Raw genomic sequence first — 21,407 nt, forward strand, 5'->3', positions numbered from 1 at the left:
AGACGCCACCCAACGCGGAAATTCATCGCGCGACGGATCGGCTGTTCGCTCAACGGGACGGGACTGAGCGGGCTTTCGGCAATTGCCGCAGCCAGGTCCCGTTCTGGGGGCTAGACGGGGGTGAGGAAGGTGCCTGCGTGGAGGGTGGTGCCGAAGCCGGGGGCGAAGGTGCCGTATTCGTAGACGAGGTGGCCGCCGACCAGAGTGGCGGCGACGGCGCGGTCGTTGCGGTTGACCATGCGGTTCAGCCCGGCGATACCGGGGAACGGGGCTTCGGCGTAGGCCGCACTGGAAGCGTCGAAGCCCGCGGGGTCGATGACGGCGATATCGGCACGGGCACCCTCGTGCAGGCGGCCGGCGTCCAGGCCGTACCAGTCGGCCAATTCGCCGGTCAACCGGTGTACTGCGGCTTCTATCGACATGAACTTGCGCTGATGCACCCGTTCGAGCATGCGCAGGCCGAAGTTGTAGAAGGCCATATTGCGCAGGTGCGCACCGGAATCGGCGAACCCGACCTGGACGTTCGGGGAGGTTTGGAGTCGATCGAGCACGTCGTCCCGGTCGTTGGCGATGACGGTGCGCCAGCGTAGCTTCGAGCCGTGCGCGACCGCCAGGTCGAGCAGCGCATCGGCGGGATGGATGCCACGCTCGTCGGCCACCTCGCCGAACGACTTCCCGACCACCTCGGACGCCGGGCAGGCGACGATCTGCGCGTCGTACAGGTCCCGATGCCACACCCGAGGCCCGTACTTCTTGGCGAGGTCCTTGCGGAACTGCCTGCGATAGGACTCGTCGGCCAGCAGTTCGCCGCGTTTCATCACATCGCGGATGTTGAGCGCCGCGACGCCGGAGCCGAACTCCTCGAAGACGACCAGATCGACGCCGTCGGCATAGACCTCGAACGGCACCGGAAGGTGCTGCCACCGGAATTCGGCCCCGCCCAGCGTGTTCGCGATCCAGGCAGCCGTGGTCGCGGCGCGCGCGGTGGTGCGATCGGCCTTCACGTCCATGCCCGCGATCAGCGTGGTCTTGAGCGGCTTACGGAATCGGCCCGCGCTCTCCGCGAAGTAGCGCGCTATCTCCAGCCGGGAGGTGAGATTCGGCGTGCTCTGATGGATCCGATTCCGTTGCCGCAGAATCTTGTTCAACGCCGCATACTCACGCCAGCTGGCGTAGGTCGACGGCAGCTGCCTGGTCGGGAACCGCACACCCTCCAGCTTGGAGAACGAACTGCGGATGGTGGAAAGGCCGAGGAACCCGGCATCCAGTGCGTCGGTGAGCATCTGCCGCATCCGCTTCAGCTCGTCGCTGGTCGGTTGCACCTGCGGATCCACCGCGCGACCCAATCCCATCACTGCCACGCGAATATCCGAGTGCCCGAGCAGCGCCGCCACATTCGCACCGAGCGGACGCGAAGCGAGCGAGTCGGCATAGGCGCGCGGGCCGTCCCAGTTCTTGTGCTCCTTGACGGCCGAGTGCACCGCATCCCATGGCAGCGCCTCCACCCTGGCGAACATGTCCGCACAATCGTCGGCGTCGGCATACACCGTGGACAGCGAGCAATTCCCGATCACCACGGAGGTGACGCCGTGCCGCACCGACTCACCGAGGCCGGGATTGCCGAGCACTTCCGCGTCGTAGTGGGTGTGCACGTCCAGCATGCCCGGAATGACCCACTTGTCCATCGCGTCGACGGTCCGCGCGCCGTCCGGCAGCGGCTCGGCGCTGATCGCCACCACCTTGCCGTCCTTGATGCCGACATCGGCCGTACGCGGTGCGGACCCTGCCCCGTCGAACACCGATCCGCCGCGAATCACCACGTCATACGGGTGCATCTGCGCCCCTTCCGACAACCGCCGGTATCCAGTACTACCGGTAATGAGTACATAGTCGCATGGTCGCCGCCGGGCGGCCAGGCTCGGTCAGTCGTCCCCTCGTCGCCGTCGGCGCTTGCGCAGCGTCCGGGTCGGCATCCCGACACTCGGGCGGGCGTAGAGGTCACCTTTCGCCCGTTGGTATTCCGCGCGGATGCGGCGCCCGGCCGCGGGGGCGTCCGGCGCGGGCACCTCCGCGGCGGTGTGGGCGGGCCAGCTCGGTGGTTCCGCCGCACCGCTGAGCGCCCAGGCAGCCTGGCGAGCCGCGCCGAGTGCGACGTATTCGTTCGGTTGCGGGACGGTGACCGGGACACCGAAGATCTGGGCGGCGATCTCGGCGACCAGTGCCGAACGTGCGGCGCCGCCGATCAACAGGATGCGGCGCACGCCGGTGCCGCGCGCGCGAAGATGGTCGAGCGCCTCGGCCATATTGCAGAGCATGCCCTCGAAGGCGGCGCGGGCAACGTGGCTGGGCCGCATGGTCTCTGGACGCAGACCGTGCAGACGGCCGGTGGCATGCGGCAGGTTCGGCGTGCGCTCGCCGGACATGTAGGGAAGTAGGACGAGTCCTTCGGCGCCCGGCGGCGCCTGTGCGGCAAGCGATTCGAGCGTGGTGAGGTCGACGCCGAGCAGATCGGCGGTGTATTCGAGGACGCGCGCCGCACTGAGGGTGCACACGAGCGGCAGGAATGCCCCTGTCGCGTCGGCGAATCCGGCCACCGCGCCGGTGGCATCGGCGCTGGGCGCGAGCGTGCGAGCGAAGACGGTGCCGCTGGTGCCGAGCGAGACCACCACGTCGCCGTCCTCGATGCCGAGACCCAGTGCGGCTCCGGCGTTGTCGCCGGTGCCCGCGGCGACGAGCACACCGGAGGGAGTGCGCCCTGCGGCCTCGGACGGTGCGAGCACCCGGGGCAGTTCGGGTGTGCGGCCGCGGAAGCCAAGGGCGAGTAGGTCTTTGCGGTATTCACAGTCGGCGGGTGACCAGTAACCGGTGCCCGAAGCGTCACCGCGGTCTGTGGTCAGTTCGGGCGCAGCGCCCGAGCCGCCGCGCAGCCGCCAGGTCAGATAGTCGTGCGGGAGCATAATCTGGGCGACGCGGTCGGCGAGCTCCGGCTCGTGGTCGGCCAGCCAGCGCAGCTTGGCCACGGTGAACGCGGCGACCGGGACACTGCCGACGGCGTCCGCCCACGCCTGCGGACCGCCGAGCTCGACAATCAGCTCGTCGGCCGCCGCCGCGGAGCGGACGTCGTTCCACAGCAGCGCATCGCGGACCGGCTGACCCTCGGCATCGAGTGCGACCAAGCCGTGCTGCTGACCGGCCACCGCGATCGCGTCGACGTGGTCGAGCAACCCGGCGCCTGCCGCGCACAACGCATCCCACCAGGCGTGCGGTGCCACCTCGGTGCCGTCCGGGTGCGGTGCCTGCGCCTGATGCAGGATCTTGCCGGTCGCCGCGTCGCAGACGACCACTTTGCAGGACTGGGTGGAGCTGTCCACCCCGGCCACCGTCGCCGCACACATAGCTCCACCTTGCACCCGACGCGCCTCGGCAGGCCGCATTTCGGGTATCTGATGGCCGGATCGGGCACACTGGCCCGGTGACCGACGACCTGGACCGAGCTGCCGAGGTGCACGTCCGGACCGGTGCGGGGACACCGGTGCCGGAGCTGACCGACGCCTTGCTCACCGAGTTGCTCGACGACCCGCCCGACCCGCAATGCCCGGCCATCCTGATCAACCGCGGCGACCACGCGTACATCCGGGCGCGGCTGCTCCCCGACGGGGTCTACGAACTCGAACATCGCGCCGACGGTGCCGACGAGCAATTCCAGATGTACACCCCCGACGCCCGCTTGGTGCGCGACGTCATGTGGGCGTGGGTGGACGAGAACCCATGGTGGCGCGATGGCGTCGCCTGGTATCGGGTCGATCCGGCGGTCGCCGAGGTGCAGTCCGCGCTCCGCGAATTCGAGGATCTGCTGGGTGACATGTCCGTGTTGGACGGCATCCAGGAAACCATGGACGACGCGATGGCCCGCGCCGACGAGCTGCTGGCGACGGATATCGCCGAGTCGGCGCCGGAGACCGACGAATCACCATAATCGCACGCGCGCACCGTCTCGCCGCCCCTCGTCAGTCAAATACCGGGCCAGCCGTATTGGTCGGAGGTGGCAGCGTGTCCCGCTTGCCGCGGCGCCGGCTCGGGTGCGCTCGGTGCGTACGCGGGGGTCTGTTGTGCCTCGGCCTGGTTGCTCAATTCCCGCCGGAACTGTTCCATGTCCAGCCATTTGATCTGCTGGATCAGTTCTTCGAGGGTTTCGGCGGCCGGGACGCCCGCCTCCGAATACACGAGCAAGCCCTCCCGGAACGCCATCAAGGTGGGTAGCCCGGTGATCTGGGCGGCGGCACTGAGCTCCTGCTCGGCCTCGGTATCGACCTTCGCGTGCACGATATCGGGATGCCGTTCCGACGACGATTCGAAGATCGGCGCGAAATGTCGGCACGGACCACACCACGCGGCCCACCAGTCGATCAAGACGATGGGATTGCTGGTGATCACGGTGTCGAAGTTCCGCTGGGTCAGAGTCAGGGTCGGCATGGGGTCCTCGCATTGAAATCGACAGAGCAACCCTGAATCCTCGCATGGGCCTGGAGGATCAGGAAGGCACCCCCCGGCGGTGCTGTTCGCTCGCCAGGAAATGCGCGATAGCGGTGTTGCATTCGTACAGTTCGCGGTAGCGCCGGTAGTACGAATCGTATTCTGCGGTGCGCTCAGGATAGGGCTCGACGGTGCCGATGATCGGATTCCAGCTCGCGGTGTCGACACCGGCGGCCGCCGCCGCGAGCAAGGCGTCGCCGAGGCACGCGCCGATCGTTTCGGCCGGAAGTTGTTGCGGCAGACCGGTCACGTCGGAGACGATCTGCGTCCAAAGCCCGCCCTTGGTGCCGCCGCCGACCGCGACCAGGCGCCCGGCGCGGCCACCGGCCTCGGTCATCGCCGCGAGATTGTGCCGCACCCCGTACGCGATGCCCTCGAGTGCCGCCCGGTACAACTCGGCGCGTCCGTGCCCGAGAGTCAGGCCCGCGATGATGCCCCTGGCATCCGGGTCGAACAGGGGAGTGCGCTCCCCGGCGAAATAGGGCAGCAGCAATAGTCCACGGCTGCCGACCGGTACCTCGGCAGCCGCCGTGACGAGGTCGGCGAATTCGCCGCCGACCAGGTTGCGCAGCCAGTCGGTCACCGCGCCCGAGGTGGCCATGCCCGCGGCGAGAGTGTATGTGCCCGGCCAGGTTCCGCAGGTGCCCCACAGGCCGGGATGCGGGCGCGGATCGATCAGCACCTGCACCAGGAACATGGTGGTGCCGTACATGATCATCGCGTCGCCCGGTGCGCGGACGCCGACGCTGGCGGCCTCGGCCCAGGCATCGATGGTGCCGGTGGTGACCGGAAGTCCCACGGGGAGACCGGTGCTCGCCGCCGCCGCTTCGGAGACCCGGCCGACCACCTCGGTCGGCCAGGCGAGCTCCGGCAGTGGCAAGCCTGGGGCTACCTGTTCGGCCCAGTCGGTGGCCCATTCGCGCCGACGCAGGTCGTACATCGGGACGCACTGGCTGGCCGATTGATGATCGAGCAGGTAGCGGCCGGTGAGCCGGTGCACCAGAAAGGAACTCGCCATCAACAGCATGGCGGTGTTCGCGGCGACCGACGGCTCGTGGCGGGCCAGCCAGCGCAGTTTCGGGCCGACGGCTTGACTGGTGAGTGGTGAACCGGCGCGCTCCAGCACGGCACTCGCACCGAATTCGGTGTCGAGTTCGGCGATTTCGGCGGTGGCCCTGGTGTCGACGCCGTAGAGGATGGCGGGGCGCAGTGGGCGACCAGTGGCGTCGGCCGGGAGCAGGCACGGGCCGATACCGGAGACCGCGAGCCCGTCGAGAGTGGCACCCTCCGCCGCGGCCACGAGGTCGCGAATGATCGCGACGAAGTCGGCCCACCACACCTCTTCCGCGTCGTGTTCCACCCAACCCGGCCGAGGAGTCGAAACACTGTGCGCCCGTAATGATCTAGCGAGGACGGTGCCGTCCGCCGCGGTCAGCACACCCTTGGAGCTGGCGGTGCCGATGTCGACGCCGAGAAACCTGCCGGTACGGGTCAAGCCGGTACCTCCCCGCACGTGGGTGGTCGGATTGGCGGTTGGTTTCAAGGAATACCAGGCAGGCCAGCGCCCGTTGGCGAGATCCGGGAAATCCGCGCGACCGAGCCGGGTCGGTGGCGCGCGGCTTGCTAGTGTCGCCGGATAGGAACGGACCCGGCGGACGGGTCGATGCCTGGCCCGGGTGCCGCGCGCACGTCCGGTCTGAAAATTCCGCCCGATTTCATCATGCGTCCCTGCTATCGTTGCGTAGATGGCAACCGGCGAGGGTTCCAAAGCTGTTGAGCCGGAAGCCAGTTCGCCCGGCAATCAGTGGTGCGGCAGCACCGCGGGTGCGCCCCGGCCCGGCAAGATCCTGGTCACCGACCTGGACGGCACGTTGCTCGGCGGCAGCACCGCCGATCGGCTGCGGCTGCGCAACGCGCTGGCGCATCATCCCGAGGTGACGGTGGTCTTCGCGACAGGTCGTGGCATCGAATCGATCCGCGCGGTCCTGCGCGACCCCCTTGTGCCGCAGCCGCGTTGGATCATCGCCGACGTCGGGGCCACCATCATCGACGGTACCGACCTGACCCACGTCGCCGCGCTGGAAACGCGGCTGCGCGCGGGTTGGCCCGGCACCGAGCGAGTCCGCGCTGCCCTACAGCGCTTTTCGGCGCTGAGCTATCAGGACGGCGTACCCCAGGACGGGCGCTGCTCATTCCACCTGCCGCCCATGGCACTGACCCGAGAACTGACCGACGCGGTCCTGTCACTCGGCTGCTCATGGCAGTATTCGGCGAACACGTACTTCGACGTGCTGCCCGCGCGGGCGAACAAAGGAAACGCACTCGTCACGCTCGCCGAAGAGCTGCACTGGCAGCTGGATTCGATACTGGTCGCCGGCGATTCCGGCAACGACCGCTCGATGTTCGGGCACGGCACGCACGGCGTGATCGTCGGCAACGCCGAACCCGCCTTATCGGCAGCGGTACCCGAATCCGAAGCCGCGCATCGCCCAGACCTGCCGGGCGCGGCGGGTATCGTCGCGGCCCTTCAGGATCTCGGCTGGGTCGAACCCGACTACCCACTGGTGGTCGGATACCACCGCGCACCGGTCACCTGGACCCCAGACGGCTGGCGGACACCATCGAGTCCCAACGGCATCCTGCCCACCCTGAACAGCCTGTTCACTGCGGACCTGCGAGCGGTGTGGGCGGCGGCCGTCGTCGTCGAGCCCGACGAGCCGGTCCGCCTCGACGATCACGACACCGGCCTACCGCTCGCCTTCCTGCCGCTGACCGCCGCCGAATGGAGCGGATACTTCCACCGGGCGTGCAAGGAAGCACTGTGGCCGGTCCTGATGTCCCAACCGCACCGGCTGCGCTTCGACTCCGCCGCCTGGGACGAATATCGGGCGGTGAATACCCGTTTCGCCGAGCACATCAGTGTCCGGGCGGCGCCGGGCGCGACCGTCTGGCTGCACGACTACAACCTGTGGCTCGTTCCTGGCCGCCTCCGGGCGACGCGCCCCGACCTACGACTCGGTCTGTTCCACCACACTCCGTTCCCCGAGCCGGAGGTGTTCGCCGTGCTGCCGCCCGCCGCCGAGATCCGCGCGTCACTCGGTTGCCTGGACTGGGTGGGCTTCCACACCCACGTCTTCGCTGAACGCTTCATCGGATCAATCGCCGTGCAGGACCCGGTACCGCAGGTGGGGGTGCATCCGCTCGGCATCGACCGCGGCGCGATCGAGGCACTGGCCCGTTCCCGCGCGGGTGATCTGCGCGAAACGACTAAGCCCATTGTGCTTTCGGTCGAACGCTTGGACTACATCAAAGCCCCCGTGCAGAAGGTCGACGCCATCGCCGAGCTACTCACCCGCCATCCAGAACTGCGCGGTGCGCTCCGATTCCGCCTCGTCTGTCCACCGCCCGAGCCCGGCCTCACCGCCTACGATGCGACCAGGCAGGCACTGGAGCGCCGCATCGGCGAGGTCAACCACACCTGGTCGGTCGGCCGGTGGCAGCCCATCGAATACTTCCCGCAATTCCTGAGCTTCCCCGCGGTAATCGACCACTACCTGGCCGCGGACGTGTTCTGGGTGACCTCCCTGCAAGACGGCATGAACCTGACCGCAAAGGAATTCATCGCCGCGCAGGTGGCGGCGGGCCGGTCGGGGGTGCTGGTGCTCTCGCGGCACACCGGGGCCGCCGAGCAACTTGGCGGCGGAGCCTTGTTGACGGAACCGAATTCACCGGCCGACCTCGTCGACACGCTGTATCGAGCGCTGCGGCTGCCGGTCGCGGAACGTCGAGCGCGGCTGGCTGGGCTGAGTGATCTACTGGGGCAGCACAGTCCGGCGGCGTGGGCCGCCGAGATCATCGCCGCCATCCAGAACGCCCGGCCATCCCGGGTGCCGACCGACTGGGCCGCGTGAGTTCCGCCGTGCACCACTGGCTCGAATCAACTACCGCGGCACGGTGTTCGCGGCATGCGGATCACGTGGACGCGGGAAGCGTAGCGACGCGATGTGCACACCGCCTTGACCCCAACCGGCGCTGGTGATCCACCAACGGACGTCGTCGGGCACCAACTCGGCTGCGTGCGCGGCGATATGGCCCACCTTGTCACCGATGCGGAAGCGAAAGGGGTTGTCGCTGCGGAACACATCGGTGCCGACGTAGCGCGGGCGCGGGCCGATGAACAGATACCACCAGCCGTCCTGCTGGACGACGAAGGGAGACTCGGTATTTCCCCCTCCGGTGCCCTTGGTGGGGTCCGTGTAAGCGATGTGCCGATGGCCCCAGTGCACCAGGTCGGTGCTGGTGCGGTAGGCGACCACGTGGTGTCCGCCCGTTGGTGCGCTGGTTGCGCAGTAATACATCACCCACTGATCGCCGACCCGTGTCACCATCGGATCCCGTGCGTCGTACCCGTCACGGAACAGCGGACCGGATCGCCTACGCACCCAATGGAACAGGTTGGTCGAGGTGACCAGGTTGATTGCCGCGGCAGTCCGATCCACGCCGCCACCAGCATAGAACATGTAGTAACGCCGATGCGCCGAGATCACGAACGGCGCCCACAGATGCGTCTCGCCGTAGTCCCGGTCGACATGCAGCGCAGGCGGCCGTTTCGTCCACGGTCCGAGCAGATCCCCTGCGGTCGCGTGCGCGAACTCGCGCTCGTCGTCCGGATCCGCGGGCTCCGCGTGCGTGATGCCGAACAGATGCCAGCGCCCGCCCACATCCCGAACGATGGTGTGATCGTTGATGTACCAGTCCTCGGCCTCGCCGAGACCGGGATCGTAAATCCGCTTGAAGGCGCCCGCACTCACCACTTCGCGCATCGCCATGCGCACCATCATCCCGCCGTCATCCGTGCCACGCCGCCGATCTCCCGCACCGATGCGGTTCGAGTATCGGACCACGGCGGGGTTTATCAGCGCGGTCGAAGCGCACCGGCACCAGCGGCGGCCAGCACGACGAACAGCACCGGAACCGCGAGTCCGACAGTGAGACCGTAGCTTTGGGCCACGAAGCCGATCAGCACGGGGCCGGTGAAGAAGCCGAGGTAGCCGACGAACGAGACGTTGGCGATCGCTCGGGCCGGCGCCACCGTCGAGACGGTGCCGCTCGCGGCGAAAGCCAGCGGCAGCGTGAACGAGATGCCGAAACCGAACGCCGCCAACCCGATCAGCGCCGCGATCGTGTCGCCGATCAGCAATCCGGCGCCAAGACCGAGTCCGGCGGCGAGAGTGCCGACAAGGAAGGGCCGCACCGGCCCGAACCGCGTGACGAGCCGATCACCGACCAGCCGACCGGCGAACATCGATCCGGCGAAGAGCGCGAACCCGAGCGCCGCAATCGTGGTGCTGGCGTGCGTCTCGTCGCGCAGGTAGACGGCGGTCCAATCATTGGCGGCGCCCTCGGCCAGCGCCACGCAGAACGCGAGCATGCCGAGAACGACCAACCTGGCGGGCCAGTGTCCCGCTATGCCGCGCGCGACCTTCGGACTGCGCACCGTGCGGTCGGTCGCCGACGGTAGCAACCGCCGCGTGCCCACGACGGCGGCCGCAGTGGCAAGCACGCTGACACCGGCGAAGTGGGCGGGCAGCGCCACGTGGCCCCGCTCGACCGCCGCGCCGACCAGGGAACCGCCGATCATGCCCAAACTGTGGCAGGCGTGGATGCCGGACAGCAGCGGTCGTCCACTCGCCTGCTCGACCGCGACACCGTGCGCGTTCATCGCCACGTCAACGACGCTGTTGACTACCGCGAAAACGAACACCGACGCCGTCAGCCCGACCAGGTTGCCTGCCAGCAGCAACCCCGACAGGGTGAGCGCGAACAGCGGCATCGCGGCGCGCAGCGTGGCGCGGCTGCCGAACCGCAGGGTGACGAACTTGCCGAGTTGCAGACCGAACACGGCGCCGATGTTCAGCCCGGCGAACGCGATAGCAAGACCGGCTTCGTCGAGCCCGAGTTCGTCCTTGATGGTCGGCGTGCGCGCCACCCACGTCGCGAACAGCGCCCCGGTGAGAAGGAAGGTCAGGCGAACCGACCACAGTGCCGACCGAACGTCGGCGGCGGTCGCGTCTACCGTGAGCATCGGCATGGGGGCTGCTCCTCTCGCCTGATCTCGAGCCGGTACCCGCGCCGCCACGCGAGTCACGAATCAGCTAGCGAAACACGAAACCCCGCGCCGGGCAACATCTTTACTCGGCGGCCCGAATCGGCCCGGCCTACACTGGTTTTGCGGGGCTCGGCGTGTGAACAGGCCGGGTCCAGCAGAGAGTTGGATATGCACACCGATCTCACCCCACGCCGGTGGGTGGAGTTCGCCGAGATCGACAATGTGCGCGATCTCGGCGGCCTGCCCGTGAGCGGCGGCGGCACAACCCGTTTCGGGGTCGTCTATCGATCGAGCACACCGCAGCAGCTGTCCGAAACCGATCTGGCCTATCTGCTCGGCCCGGTGGGCTTGCGGACCCTCGTCGACCTGCGAATGCCAATGGAGGTGGCACGGGAAGGGTACGGGCGACTCGCGAAAAGCACCGTGCGCCTGGTCAATCTCCCGATCTCCGTCCCGGCGAGCACGGCAACACCGGCCGAACTCGCACCGGACGCGCGCCGATACGACCTGCGCAAGCTGTACCACGGACTGCTCAGTGGCAGCGCCGCATCGGTGGTGTCCGCGGCCCGACTGATCGCCGACACCCGCCAGCATTCGGTAGTTTTCCATTGCGCCGCAGGCAAAGACCGGACGGGCGTGCTGGCCGCCATCCTGCTCGACGCGGTCGGCGTCCCCGCGGCAGCCATCGTCGCGGACTACGCGCTCACCGCGGAACGCATCGAACGCATCCGCGCCCGCCTCGACACCCTGCACTCCTATCACGGTCTGCCGCCGGTCCGGACCGGGATCCTCGCGGTCGACCCGGCCACCATGCTCCGGTTCGTGGACGATCTACACGCCGACTACGGCGGTGCCGCAGGCTGGTTGCGCGCGAACGGACTGACCGACGCGGAGCTGGCGGCCCTGCGCCGGGCGATGGTGGCCTGACCACTACGCGGCTTCCATGCTCCGCCGCAGATAGTCCGCGGTAATGGACTTATCGTCGGCCATCAGTGCCGAAGGTGTTCCGGTGAACACGATCTCGCCGCCGTGCTTGCCGCCGTCCGGGCCGAGATCGATCACCCAGTCCGCGCGCTTCACCACCTCCAGGTCGTGTTCGATGACGATCACCGTGTTGCCCGCGTCGACCAGCCGATCCAGCAGCGCCAGCAAGGTGTCGACGTCGGCCATGTGCAGGCCGGTCGTGGGTTCGTCGAGAACGTAGATGCCGCCGCTGCGGTGCAGGTGGTCGGCCAGCTTGATGCGCTGGCGTTCACCGCCGGACAGCGAGCTGAGCGAGCGGCCCAGGGTGAGGTAGCCGAGGCCGACCTCGTTGAGCGACCGCAGCGGCCTGCGAATCTTGCTGTCGGCGTTGCCGTCCCAGAAATCGAGGGCCTGCTCGGCGGTCATGTCCAGCACGTCGGCGATGGACGCGCCGCGCACCGTATAGCCGAGCACCTCGGGCCGGTACCGCCTGCCGTGGCAGGTCTGGCACACGGTGGTGATCGGGTCCATGTAGGCCAGGTCGGTGAAAATGACACCCGCGCCACCGCATTCGGGGCACGCTCCCGCGGAGTTGAAGCTGAACAGGCCCGGCTTCACCCCGTGTTCCCGTGCGAACAGCTGCCGCAACGGGTCCATGATGCCGATGTAGGTGGCCGGGCTGGAGCGGCGGGAGGTGTGTATCGCCGCCTGGCTCACCGCGATCGCGTCCGGGTGCGCGGCCAGGAACGCGCCGGAGACCAGCGTGCTCTTGCCCGAGCCCGCCACCCCGGTCACCGCGGTGAGCACACCGGTCGGGAACTCGGCGGTGACGTTCTTCAAGTTGTACAGATCGACGTCCTCGACGGTCAGCCAGCCGGTCGGGGTGCGGGTCCGGTCCTTGACCGATTGCACCCGGCGCAGCCGCTCGCCGGTCAACGTTCCCGAGGCGCGCAGCTTTTCGACCGTGCCCTGGAACACGATCTGCCCGCCGTGCCCGCCCGCACCGGGCCCCATGTCCACCACATGGTCGGCGACCGCGATGACATCGGGGGAGTGCTCGACCACCAGCACCGTATTTCCCTTGTCGCGCAACTGGATCAGCAGGTGATTCAGTCGGCCGACGTCACGCGGATGCATGCCGACGCTCGGTTCGTCGAAGATGTAGGTCATGCCGGTGAGACTGGAACCGAGGTGCCGAACGACCTTGAGCCGCTGCGCCTCACCGCCGGACAGCGACGAAGTCTCCCGGTCCAGTGAGAGGTAGCCGAGACCGACCTCCTCGATCCGCCGCAACCGGGCCACCGCGGCGCGCGCGATCGGTTCCGCCAGCGGATCGTGGATCGCGTCGAGCACCTCGATCAGATCCGAAACCTCCAGCCTGCCGTAGTCCGCGATGCCGAGACCGTCGATCCGGCTGGCCAGCGCCGCCGCGTTCAATCGGGCGCCACCGCAGGCGGGGCAGATCTCCTCGGTGACCACCTCCCGCGCGGCCGCCTGATTCTTGTCCGACAGCGCGTCGAGATCCCGCTTGATGTAGAGGCGGTCGAACCGTTCGAGCAGACCTTCGTAGGCGTTGTGCCCCATCGAGCCGGTCTTGTTCAACCGGGGCACCCGAAAGCCGTTGCCGTGCAGGAACAGCTGCCACTCTTCGGCGGTGTAGTCGCGTAACGGCTTGTCCGGATCGAAAAGCCCGGACTCGGCGAAGATCTGCCACTGGAAGGTGCCGATGGCGAAGGGCCCGAAGGTGATAGCGCCCTCGTTGAGCGACTTGTCGGTGTCGAGCAGCTTGTCCAGGTTCGGCCGCACCACATGGCCGAGGCCGCCGCATTCCGGACACATGCCGAGCGGGTCGTTGAACGAATAACGGGTCGCCTCCCCGGCGCTCGGCTCGCTGTGCCGGGAGAACAGCACTCGGATGATCGAATGAATGTCGGTCATGGTGCCGACGGTGGAGCGGGAGTTGCCGCCGATCGGTCGCTGGTCGACGACCACCGCGGGGGCCAAGTTGTCGATTACGTCGGCTTCCGGTCGCTCGTACTTCGGCAGCCGGTTGCGGATGAACCAGGTGAAGGTCTCGTTGAGTTGGCGTTGCGACTCGACCGCGACGGTGCCGAAAACGACCGATGACTTGCCCGAACCGGACACCCCGGTGAAGACCACGATCTTGCCCTTGGGGATCTCCAGCGAGATGTTGCGCAGGTTGTTCTCGCGGGCTCCGACGATCTGGATGGTGTCTCGTTCTGTGTTCACGGCACCCACGGTATGCGGCAATGAGGTCAGGTTCGGTCCTCATTCGAGGTCATACTGGCACGGTGACCGAGACCGCCGCGCGACTGCTCCAATTGCTGTCGCTGCTACAGACCAGACGCGAATGGACCGGCCCTGAGCTGGCCGAACGCCTCGGCGTGACGGTGCGCACGGTGCGTCGCGACATCGACCGATTGCGTGAGCTGGAGTACCCCGTGCACGCCAGCCTCGGCTCGGTCGGCGGCTACCGGCTGGAGGCGGGGACCGCGCTGCCGCCGCTGCTGCTCGACGACGAGGAGGCCGTGGCGATCACCCTGGGTTTGCGCAGCGCCGCCCAGGGCTCGGTGGCGGGTATCGAGGAGTCGGCGGCCCGGGCTCTGGTCAAGCTCCAGCAGGTGCTGCCGACCCGGCTGCGCGGACGGGTGGACGCGGTCGATTCGGCGACCGTCTCGCTCGGTGGTCCGGCCGCCGGTCCGCGGGTCGATCCGGAGACGCTGGTCGTCCTGGCCGCCGCTGCCCGCGACGGTGAGCGAATACGCTTCCGCTATCGCGACAAGGGCGATGCGGAGAGCAGGCGATTCGCCGAGCCGCACAGTCTCGTCGCCGCGGGTCGCCGTTGGTATCTGGTCGCCTGGGATGTGGACCGTGCGGACTGGCGTACCTTCCGGGTAGACCGGATCGAGGCGCCGTTCCCGACGGGAGTGCGTTGTGCGCCAAGGGATTTGCCCGCTGACGACGCCGCCGCGTTCGTCACCGCTCAGCTGGCCCGCTCCCGTCCCGCGCGCAGCGTGGTCTTCCTCGTGCACACTTCGGCCGAGCAACTGGCCGAAACCTTCCGAGTGCGACCGGAAGAGGTCGAGCCGATCGACGACCGCAGCTGCCTGATCCGCACCAGCGCCGACTCACTGGAATGGACCGCTATCCGAATCGCCCATCTCGGCGTGGAGTTCGAGGTCCGCGAACCGCCGGAGATGCAGCGCATGTTGCGTGACCTCGGCGCTAAACTCCTTCGCGCGGCGGGGGATCCGCAGTAGGCAGGGTCGGGTTGACGTGTGTTTGCCGGGTGCGCGGACGACCGAACTGAAAAGCGACCGGTACCCCTCTTTTCATAACCGGTATACGACCGGTCGTGCGTTGCTATCGTTCCGCCATGTCGAACACGGGGGGCGCTCGGGTTGCTGCCGAGGCGCCTGTGGAGGATCGGCCACCGATAGTGGAGGTCGATGACGAGGAGCGGCCCGCTCGGGTACTGAGCGGTTGGGCCGAACGGGTGGTGTCGGTAACTGCGTTCGCGGTCGCGATTCTGGTGGTATGGCAGGTGTTTCGGCCGTTGCCACAGGGCAGCCAGTACTACCTGGTTGTGTTCCTGGCGGCGACGTTGCCGCTGGTGTTCCTCGCGTATCGCTCGGGCTTACGGTTCCTGGATCGTGCGGACGGGCCAGGCGTGCTCGATTGGCTGCTGGCCGCGGTCTCGCTGGTGGTCTGTCTCTACCCGGTGCTGCCGTTGACGATCGGGTCGGGTGGCGGCGGGTACAACGCCTTCCTGGACAGGCAGGGTCTGCTCGATCCCGTCGACGTCGGCATGGGCGCGCTGCTGCTGGTGCTCGTGCTGGAGGCGTGCCGGCGGACCACCGGGTGGGTACTTCCGCTGGTCTGCCTGGTGTTCCTGGCCTACGGGTATTACGGAGGTTTCCTGCCGCAAGGATGGACGATCGCGCACGCGGGCTTGGACTTCGGGCAGATCGTCGACGCGCTGTACAACTCGGGCAGCGGCTTCTACGGCACACCGTTGGATGTCGCGGCCACCTATATCGTGCTGTTCACGCTGTACGGCGCGGTGCTCGAATTCTCCGGTGCGGCACAGTTCTTCGTGGATCTGTCGGTGGCCGCGTTCCGTCGTTCCCGCGGTGCCGCCGGACGGACCGCCGTCGCGTCGGGATTCCTGCTCGGCACGGTGTCCGGGTCGGGCACCGCGACCGCCGTGACCGTCGGCGCGGTCACCTGGCCGATCCTCAAACGCGCGGGCTATCCGCCGGAGCAGGCGGGCGGCATGCTCGCCGCGGCCGGTGTCGGCGCGATCCTCTCGCCGCCGACCTTGGGTGTCGCGGCGTTCATCGTCGCCGAGTACCTCGAAGTGTCATATGTGACCGTGCTCGGCTGGGCATTGATTCCGACGGTGCTCTACTACCTCGGCATCCTGCTGGCCGTGGAGATCGACGCACGCAGGCTCGACACCAAGGCGGTGGAGATCGGCGGCCCCTCGGCGTGGCGGCTGCTCCTGCGATTCGGGTACCACTTCCTGTCGCTCATCGCGATCGTCGTGCTGCTGCTGATCGGCGTCAGTGCCACGCGGGCCGTCGTATACGCCACGGTGCTGGCCTTCGTACTGTCCTTTCTCGACTCGCGGACCCGCGAGATCGCGCGGTCACCGCGCCGGGTCTTCTACTCGATCGGCAGCGGGGTGCGCGCCGCGTTGCCGGTGGTCGCGGTGTGTGCCTCGGCGGGTGTGATCACCGCGATGACGACCAAGACCGGCCTCGGCGCACAGCTGGCCGCGCTGCTGGTGCGGGCGGCGAAGTCGTTGTCGGACAATCACACCGTGGTGCTGGCCTGCACCGTCGTGCTCGCGGCGGGCGCGCTGGCACTGCTCGGCCTCGCGGTACCGGTGACGGCCTCGTTCATCATCGGCTGGGCGATCATCGGCCCCGCGCTGCTCGCACTCGAAGTGCCCGCCCCGGCCGCGGCGATGTTCGTCTTCTACTACTCGGTGCTCTCCGAGGTGACGCCACCGACGGCGCTGGCGGCGGTGGGTGCCGCCGCGGTCACCGGCGCCAAAACCGTGCCGACGATGTGGCAGGCCCTGAAATACGCGCTGCCCGCGTTCCTGGTGCCTATCGTGTTCGTGCTCACCGAACCCGGTGAATACCTGCTCGGCCGCGGACCCTTCCTCGGCATCCTGTGGACCACGGCCGTTGCCTGTGTTGCCGTCGCCGCGCTCGCGGTGGCCACCGGCGGCTGGATTCTCGGGATCGGCCCGGCCCGGCCGGTCGCCCGGGCGTTGGCCGCCATCGGTGGCCTGTTGCTGCTGTACCTGGAGACCGGCGCGCTCATCGCCGGAACGGTCGTGCTCGCCGCGGCCATCGGGATCACTCTGCTCTCTCGAAGGAGGACGACATGAGAAGAGTCGCCATCATTTTCGCCGTCACCGCGGTATCGGCCGGACTACTGACCGGATGTGGCGGGCGCCGGGACGCGCCGCACCACGATTCCGGCGCCGCCATCACCTGCGAGGTGAAGTCGGAGACCAGGGTCGGCATCGCGACCGGCAACGCGACCGGCGTCTACTTCGCGCTGGGCAATGCCTACGCCGACCAGGTCTCCCAGGCCACCGACGGCAAGGTGAAGGCGACCGCCGCCGAGACCGGCGCGTCCGTGCAGAACATCCAGCAGTTGGTCGCGGGCACCTACCAGGTGGCGTTCTCGCTCGCCGACACCGCCGCGGACGCCGTGCTCGGCACGGGCGGCTTCGACGGCAAAAAGCAACCGGTGCAGGCGCTTTCCCGGCTCTACCCGAACTACACCCAGGTGCTGGTCCGCACCGGCGCCAATATCAACTCCGTCGCCGACCTGCGCGGCAAGCGCGTGTCCACCGGCTCGCCCAAATCGGGCACCGAGGTGATCGCGCAGCGGGTACTTCAGGCTGCGGGCCTGAACCCGGACAGTGACATCTCCGCCCAGCGCCTGGACCTCACGAAGACCGTCGACGGTATGAAGGACGGCTCCATCGACGCCATGTTCTTCTCCGGCGGCCTGCCGACCCCCGGCATCACCGACCTGTTCACCTCGGCCAAGGACAAGGTCCGCTTCCTCGACATCGCCGACCAGCTCCCCGCCATGCGCAAGGTGAGTCCGGTCTACGAGGAGGGCACTATCCCCGCTGCCACCTACGGCCTGCCCGCTGACGCGAAAACTATCGTCGTCCCGAACGTCCTCCTTGTCCGCGACGATCTCGACGCCGACCTGGCCTGCGTCCTGTCCAAGACCCTCTTCGACCGCAAATCTCAACTCGAACAAGCCAACTCCGCTGCCAAGGGCATTTCCCGCGACACTGCCCGCGACACCGACCCGGTCCCGCTGCACCGCGGCGCCGACCACGCACTGACCAAGTAGGAGCGACGTCAGCCCTGACCCACGGGCGCGCAGGCGGGTCGCCGCGCCCGTGGGTCGGCCGACGGCTGCCGTTGATGACGCGGAGCAGGTGGGCGGGCTGGTTGTGGCGATCGCGGTCGCGCCGCGCGCCAGGGAGGACGAGATGAGAAGAGTGGCGATCGTTGTCGCCGTGGTGTCGGTGTCGGCTGGGTTCGTCACCGGATGTGCGGAAGGCCAGGGTGGAACGCCCACCGATTCTGGTGCACCGGTTACCTGCGAGGTGAAATACGGGACCGAGGTCGGCATCGCCACCGGGAACGCGACCGGCGTGTACGCGGCGCTCGGTAATGCCTTCGCCGACCAGATCTCGCTGGCCACCGACGGCAAGGTGACGGCGACCGCGTCGGAAACCCTCGCGTCCGTCCAGAACATCCAGCAGTTGGTCGCGGGCAAGTACCAGGTGGCCTTCGCACTCGCCGACGTCGCCGCCGACGCGGTGCTCGGAATCGGAACCTTCGACGGTGACAAGCAGCCGGTGCAAGCGTTGTCCCGGCTCTATCCGAGCTACACGGAGGTGATCGTGCGCGCTGACTCCGACATCACCTCCCTCGCCGACCTGCGCGGCAAGCGGGTATCGACCGGTTCGCCCAAGTCGGGCACCGAGGCGCTCGCCCGCCGGGTCCTGCGAGCGGGCGGACTGAACCCGGACAGCGATATCGCGGTCAATCGCCTGGAGCTCAGCAAGGCCGTCGCCGGGATGAAGGACGGCTCGCTCGACGCCCTGTTCTTCTCCGGAGGGTTGCCGACGCCAGGTCTCACCGAGCTGTTCAGCTCGGGCCGGGGCAAGTACCGCCTGCTCGACACCTCCGAGCAGCTGAGTGGGATGCGCATCCTGAGCCCGGTATACGAGTTGGGCACCATCCCCGCGGCGACCTATGGACTTCCCGAGGACGTGCCGTCCATCGTCGTGCCCAATGTGCTGCTCGTCCGCGACAACCTCGACGCCGACTTGGCCTGCGTGCTCACCAAGGCGCTTTTCGATCGCAAACCCCAGTTGGAACAGGCGAACGCCGCCGCGCAAGGGATCGTCCGCGACCACGCACGCGACACCGGCCCGGTTCCGCTGCACCGCGGGGCGCAGCACGCATTGGCCAACTGAAGGGGCGATGAAGAGGCGTTTCGGCCATGCTCGGATGAAGTCGCGGTGGCTTGAGTCACATTCGGGTGACTCGAGCTAGCTCCGGGCCGATGCCAGGGGCCTTGACCTGCGAAATCTCGGGCTGCGCAGGCGATTTGACGTGGCGTTCGCCGCCGCGTAACTTAGTTCAAGTCAGAGCGACACGGACACCGACCCGGAGCCGAGAAGCCCAGCGAAACGCTGAGCGGATGGACCGGGACACGAGGTAGTACGAGGAGCGCCTGACGCTCACACTGGCTTGATCGGGACCCTGATTTGGATCTGGGGGAGCGGCTGAGCTAAGCTGGATAAGTTGCCTCACTGACCAAGCGGATTGAACTCCGGGCGGTGGTGTGTGCGTGTGTTCTTTGAGAACTCAATAGTGTGTCGATGAATGTCAGTGCCAATTATTTTATTGGTTCCGGCCTCTCATACCCCCCGGTTGATGAGGTTGGACATTTAGTCAGCAAATACTTTTTGCTGGCGTTTTGTTTTGCTAGGTTTTCGGACTCTAGTTAGATATTTCTGATTCGCTCTTCGGAGTGTTTCGAGAGTCTTCAACGGAGAGTTTGATCCTGGCTCAGGACGAACGCTGGCGGCGTGCTTAACACATGCAAGTCGAGCGGTAAGGCCCTTCGGGGTACACGAGCGGCGAACGGGTGAGTAACACGTGGGTGATCTGCCTCGCACTTCGGGATAAGCCTGGGAAACTGGGTCTAATACCGGATATGACCTTCCAGTGCATGCTGGTTGGTGGAAAGATTTATCGGTGCGAGATGGGCCCGCGGCCTATCAGCTTGTTGGCGGGGTAACGGCCCACCAAGGCGACGACGGGTAGCCGACCTGAGAGGGTGACCGGCCACACTGGGACTGAGACACGGCCCAGACTCCTACGGGAGGCAGCAGTGGGGAATATTGCACAATGGGCGAAAGCCTGATGCAGCGACGCCGCGTGAGGGATGACGGCCTTCGGGTTGTAAACCTCTTTCGACAGGGACGAAGCGAAAGTGACGGTACCTGTAGAAGAAGCACCGGCCAACTACGTGCCAGCAGCCGCGGTAATACGTAGGGTGCGAGCGTTGTCCGGAATTACTGGGCGTAAAGAGCTTGTAGGCGGTCTGTCGCGTCTTCTGTGAAAACTTGGGGCTCAACCTTAAGCTTGCAGGCGATACGGGCAGACTAGAGTACTTCAGGGGAGACTGGAATTCCTGGTGTAGCGGTGAAATGCGCAGATATCAGGAGGAACACCGGTGGCGAAGGCGGGTCTCTGGGAAGTAACTGACGCTGAGAAGCGAAAGCGTGGGTAGCGAACAGGATTAGATACCCTGGTAGTCCACGCCGTAAACGGTGGGTACTAGGTGTGGGTTTCCTTCCACGGGATCCGTGCCGTAGCTAACGCATTAAGTACCCCGCCTGGGGAGTACGGCCGCAAGGCTAAAACTCAAAGGAATTGACGGGGGCCCGCACAAGCGGCGGAGCATGTGGATTAATTCGATGCAACGCGAAGAACCTTACCTGGGTTTGACATACACCGGAAACCTGCAGAGATGTAGGCCCCCTTGTGGTCGGTGTACAGGTGGTGCATGGCTGTCGTCAGCTCGTGTCGTGAGATGTTGGGTTAAGTCCCGCAACGAGCGCAACCCTTGTCCTGTGTTGCCAGCGCGTAATGGCGGGGACTCGCAGGAGACTGCCGGGGTCAACTCGGAGGAAGGTGGGGACGACGTCAAGTCATCATGCCCCTTATGTCCAGGGCTTCACACATGCTACAATGGCCGGTACAGAGGGCTGCGATACCGTGAGGTGGAGCGAATCCCTTAAAGCCGGTCTCAGTTCGGATCGGGGTCTGCAACTCGACCCCGTGAAGTTGGAGTCGCTAGTAATCGCAGATCAGCAACGCTGCGGTGAATACGTTCCCGGGCCTTGTACACACCGCCCGTCACGTCATGAAAGTCGGTAACACCCGAAGCCGGTGGCCTAACCCCTTGTGGGAGGGAGCCGTCGAAGGTGGGATTGGCGATTGGGACGAAGTCGTAACAAGGTAGCCGTACCGGAAGGTGCGGCTGGATCACCTCCTTTCTAAGGAGCACATCTACGCAACGCTGTTCGAACAGTCGAATGAGAATGCGTCAGAGACCGTTTGTGTCCCCAATCGTGGGACCGCGGACGCTCATGGGTGGAACACTGACAAGCTTTCTTGCCATCGACTCTTCCTCAGTGGGGAGTCGGCGA

General features: G+C 67.0%; 13 protein-coding genes, 1 rRNA gene and 1 pseudogene. 8 read left to right on the plus strand and 7 right to left on the minus strand.

Annotated features, from left to right (window positions below; all coding sequences use genetic code 11):
* Positions 1-110: 110 nt before the first annotated feature.
* Both KV110_RS19405 and xylB read right to left on the minus strand, forming a co-directional pair.
* Entirely contained in the window at positions 111-1,835 is a 1,725-nt protein-coding gene (locus tag KV110_RS19405) for an N-acyl-D-amino-acid deacylase family protein (protein WP_218477756.1), read from the minus strand.
* Positions 1,836-1,922: 87 nt separating this feature from the next.
* Positions 1,923-3,395, minus strand: coding sequence for a xylulokinase (gene xylB / locus KV110_RS19410; protein ID WP_218477757.1), 1,473 nt, complete (start codon positions 3,393-3,395; stop codon positions 1,923-1,925).
* Positions 3,396-3,472: 77 nt separating this feature from the next.
* Here xylB and KV110_RS19415 point away from each other — a divergent pair, with 77 nt between their 5' ends.
* On the plus strand, positions 3,473-3,976 hold the full coding sequence (locus tag KV110_RS19415) for a hypothetical protein (protein ID WP_218477758.1): 504 nt from the start codon (positions 3,473-3,475) through the stop codon (positions 3,974-3,976).
* 131 nt (positions 3,977-4,107) lie between these two features.
* Here the strand turns inward: KV110_RS19415 and KV110_RS19420 are convergent.
* A pseudogene (locus KV110_RS19420) lies at positions 4,108-4,473 on the minus strand (thioredoxin family protein); the annotation flags it as partial.
* A gap of 58 nt (positions 4,474-4,531) precedes the next feature.
* Positions 4,532-6,028, minus strand: a complete 1,497-nt coding sequence (locus KV110_RS19425) for an FGGY-family carbohydrate kinase (protein ID WP_218477760.1) — start codon at positions 6,026-6,028, stop codon at positions 4,532-4,534.
* A gap of 250 nt (positions 6,029-6,278) precedes the next feature.
* Between KV110_RS19425 and KV110_RS19430 the strand changes: the two genes are divergently transcribed.
* The gene (locus KV110_RS19430; protein ID WP_218477761.1) at positions 6,279-8,444 is read left to right on the plus strand and encodes an HAD-IIB family hydrolase; all 2,166 of its coding nucleotides are present in this window, start codon (positions 6,279-6,281) and stop codon (positions 8,442-8,444) included.
* Between the two features lie 30 nt (positions 8,445-8,474).
* Here the strand turns inward: KV110_RS19430 and KV110_RS19435 are convergent, their stop codons facing one another.
* Both KV110_RS19435 and KV110_RS19440 read right to left on the minus strand, forming a co-directional pair.
* Positions 8,475-9,362: a glycoside hydrolase family protein gene (locus KV110_RS19435; protein ID WP_246634640.1), complete on the minus strand. Its 888-nt coding sequence runs from the start codon at positions 9,360-9,362 to the stop codon at positions 8,475-8,477.
* Positions 9,363-9,448: 86 nt separating this feature from the next.
* Entirely contained in the window at positions 9,449-10,624 is a 1,176-nt protein-coding gene (locus KV110_RS19440; protein ID WP_218477763.1) for an MFS transporter, read from the minus strand.
* Between the two features lie 186 nt (positions 10,625-10,810).
* Between KV110_RS19440 and KV110_RS19445 the strand changes: the two genes are divergently transcribed.
* A complete protein-coding gene (locus KV110_RS19445; RefSeq protein WP_218477764.1) occupies positions 10,811-11,569 on the plus strand; it encodes a tyrosine-protein phosphatase in 759 nt (252 codons plus the stop codon).
* A 3-nt stretch (positions 11,570-11,572) separates the two neighbouring features.
* On the opposite strand, the gene KV110_RS19450 is transcribed toward KV110_RS19445, so the two are convergent.
* On the minus strand, positions 11,573-13,855 hold the full coding sequence (locus KV110_RS19450) for an ATP-binding cassette domain-containing protein (protein ID WP_246634641.1): 2,283 nt from the start codon (positions 13,853-13,855) through the stop codon (positions 11,573-11,575).
* A gap of 62 nt (positions 13,856-13,917) precedes the next feature.
* Between KV110_RS19450 and KV110_RS19455 the strand changes: the two genes are divergently transcribed.
* The 5 genes from KV110_RS19455 to KV110_RS19475 all read left to right on the plus strand — a co-directional run bounded on the left by KV110_RS19455 (position 13,918) and on the right by KV110_RS19475 (position 21,254).
* A complete protein-coding gene (locus tag KV110_RS19455; protein WP_218477767.1) occupies positions 13,918-14,886 on the plus strand; it encodes a helix-turn-helix transcriptional regulator in 969 nt (322 codons plus the stop codon).
* A 116-nt stretch (positions 14,887-15,002) separates the two neighbouring features.
* Complete coding sequence (locus KV110_RS19460) at positions 15,003-17,030, plus strand: TRAP transporter permease (protein ID WP_218477769.1); 2,028 nt, start codon at positions 15,003-15,005, stop codon at positions 17,028-17,030.
* Positions 17,027-18,022, plus strand: a complete 996-nt coding sequence (locus KV110_RS19465; RefSeq protein WP_218477771.1) for a TAXI family TRAP transporter solute-binding subunit — start codon at positions 17,027-17,029, stop codon at positions 18,020-18,022. Before KV110_RS19460 ends, KV110_RS19465 begins: the two co-directional genes overlap by 4 nt.
* Before the next feature lie 142 nt (positions 18,023-18,164).
* Complete coding sequence (locus KV110_RS19470; RefSeq protein ID WP_218477772.1) at positions 18,165-19,160, plus strand: TAXI family TRAP transporter solute-binding subunit; 996 nt, start codon at positions 18,165-18,167, stop codon at positions 19,158-19,160.
* 575 nt (positions 19,161-19,735) lie between these two features.
* Positions 19,736-21,254 (plus strand): 16S ribosomal RNA (locus tag KV110_RS19475).
* The last annotated feature ends 153 nt before the right edge of the window (positions 21,255-21,407 follow it).

Source organism: Nocardia iowensis (assembly GCF_019222765.1).
In the GTDB taxonomy this organism is placed as follows: domain Bacteria; phylum Actinomycetota; class Actinomycetes; order Mycobacteriales; family Mycobacteriaceae; genus Nocardia; species Nocardia iowensis.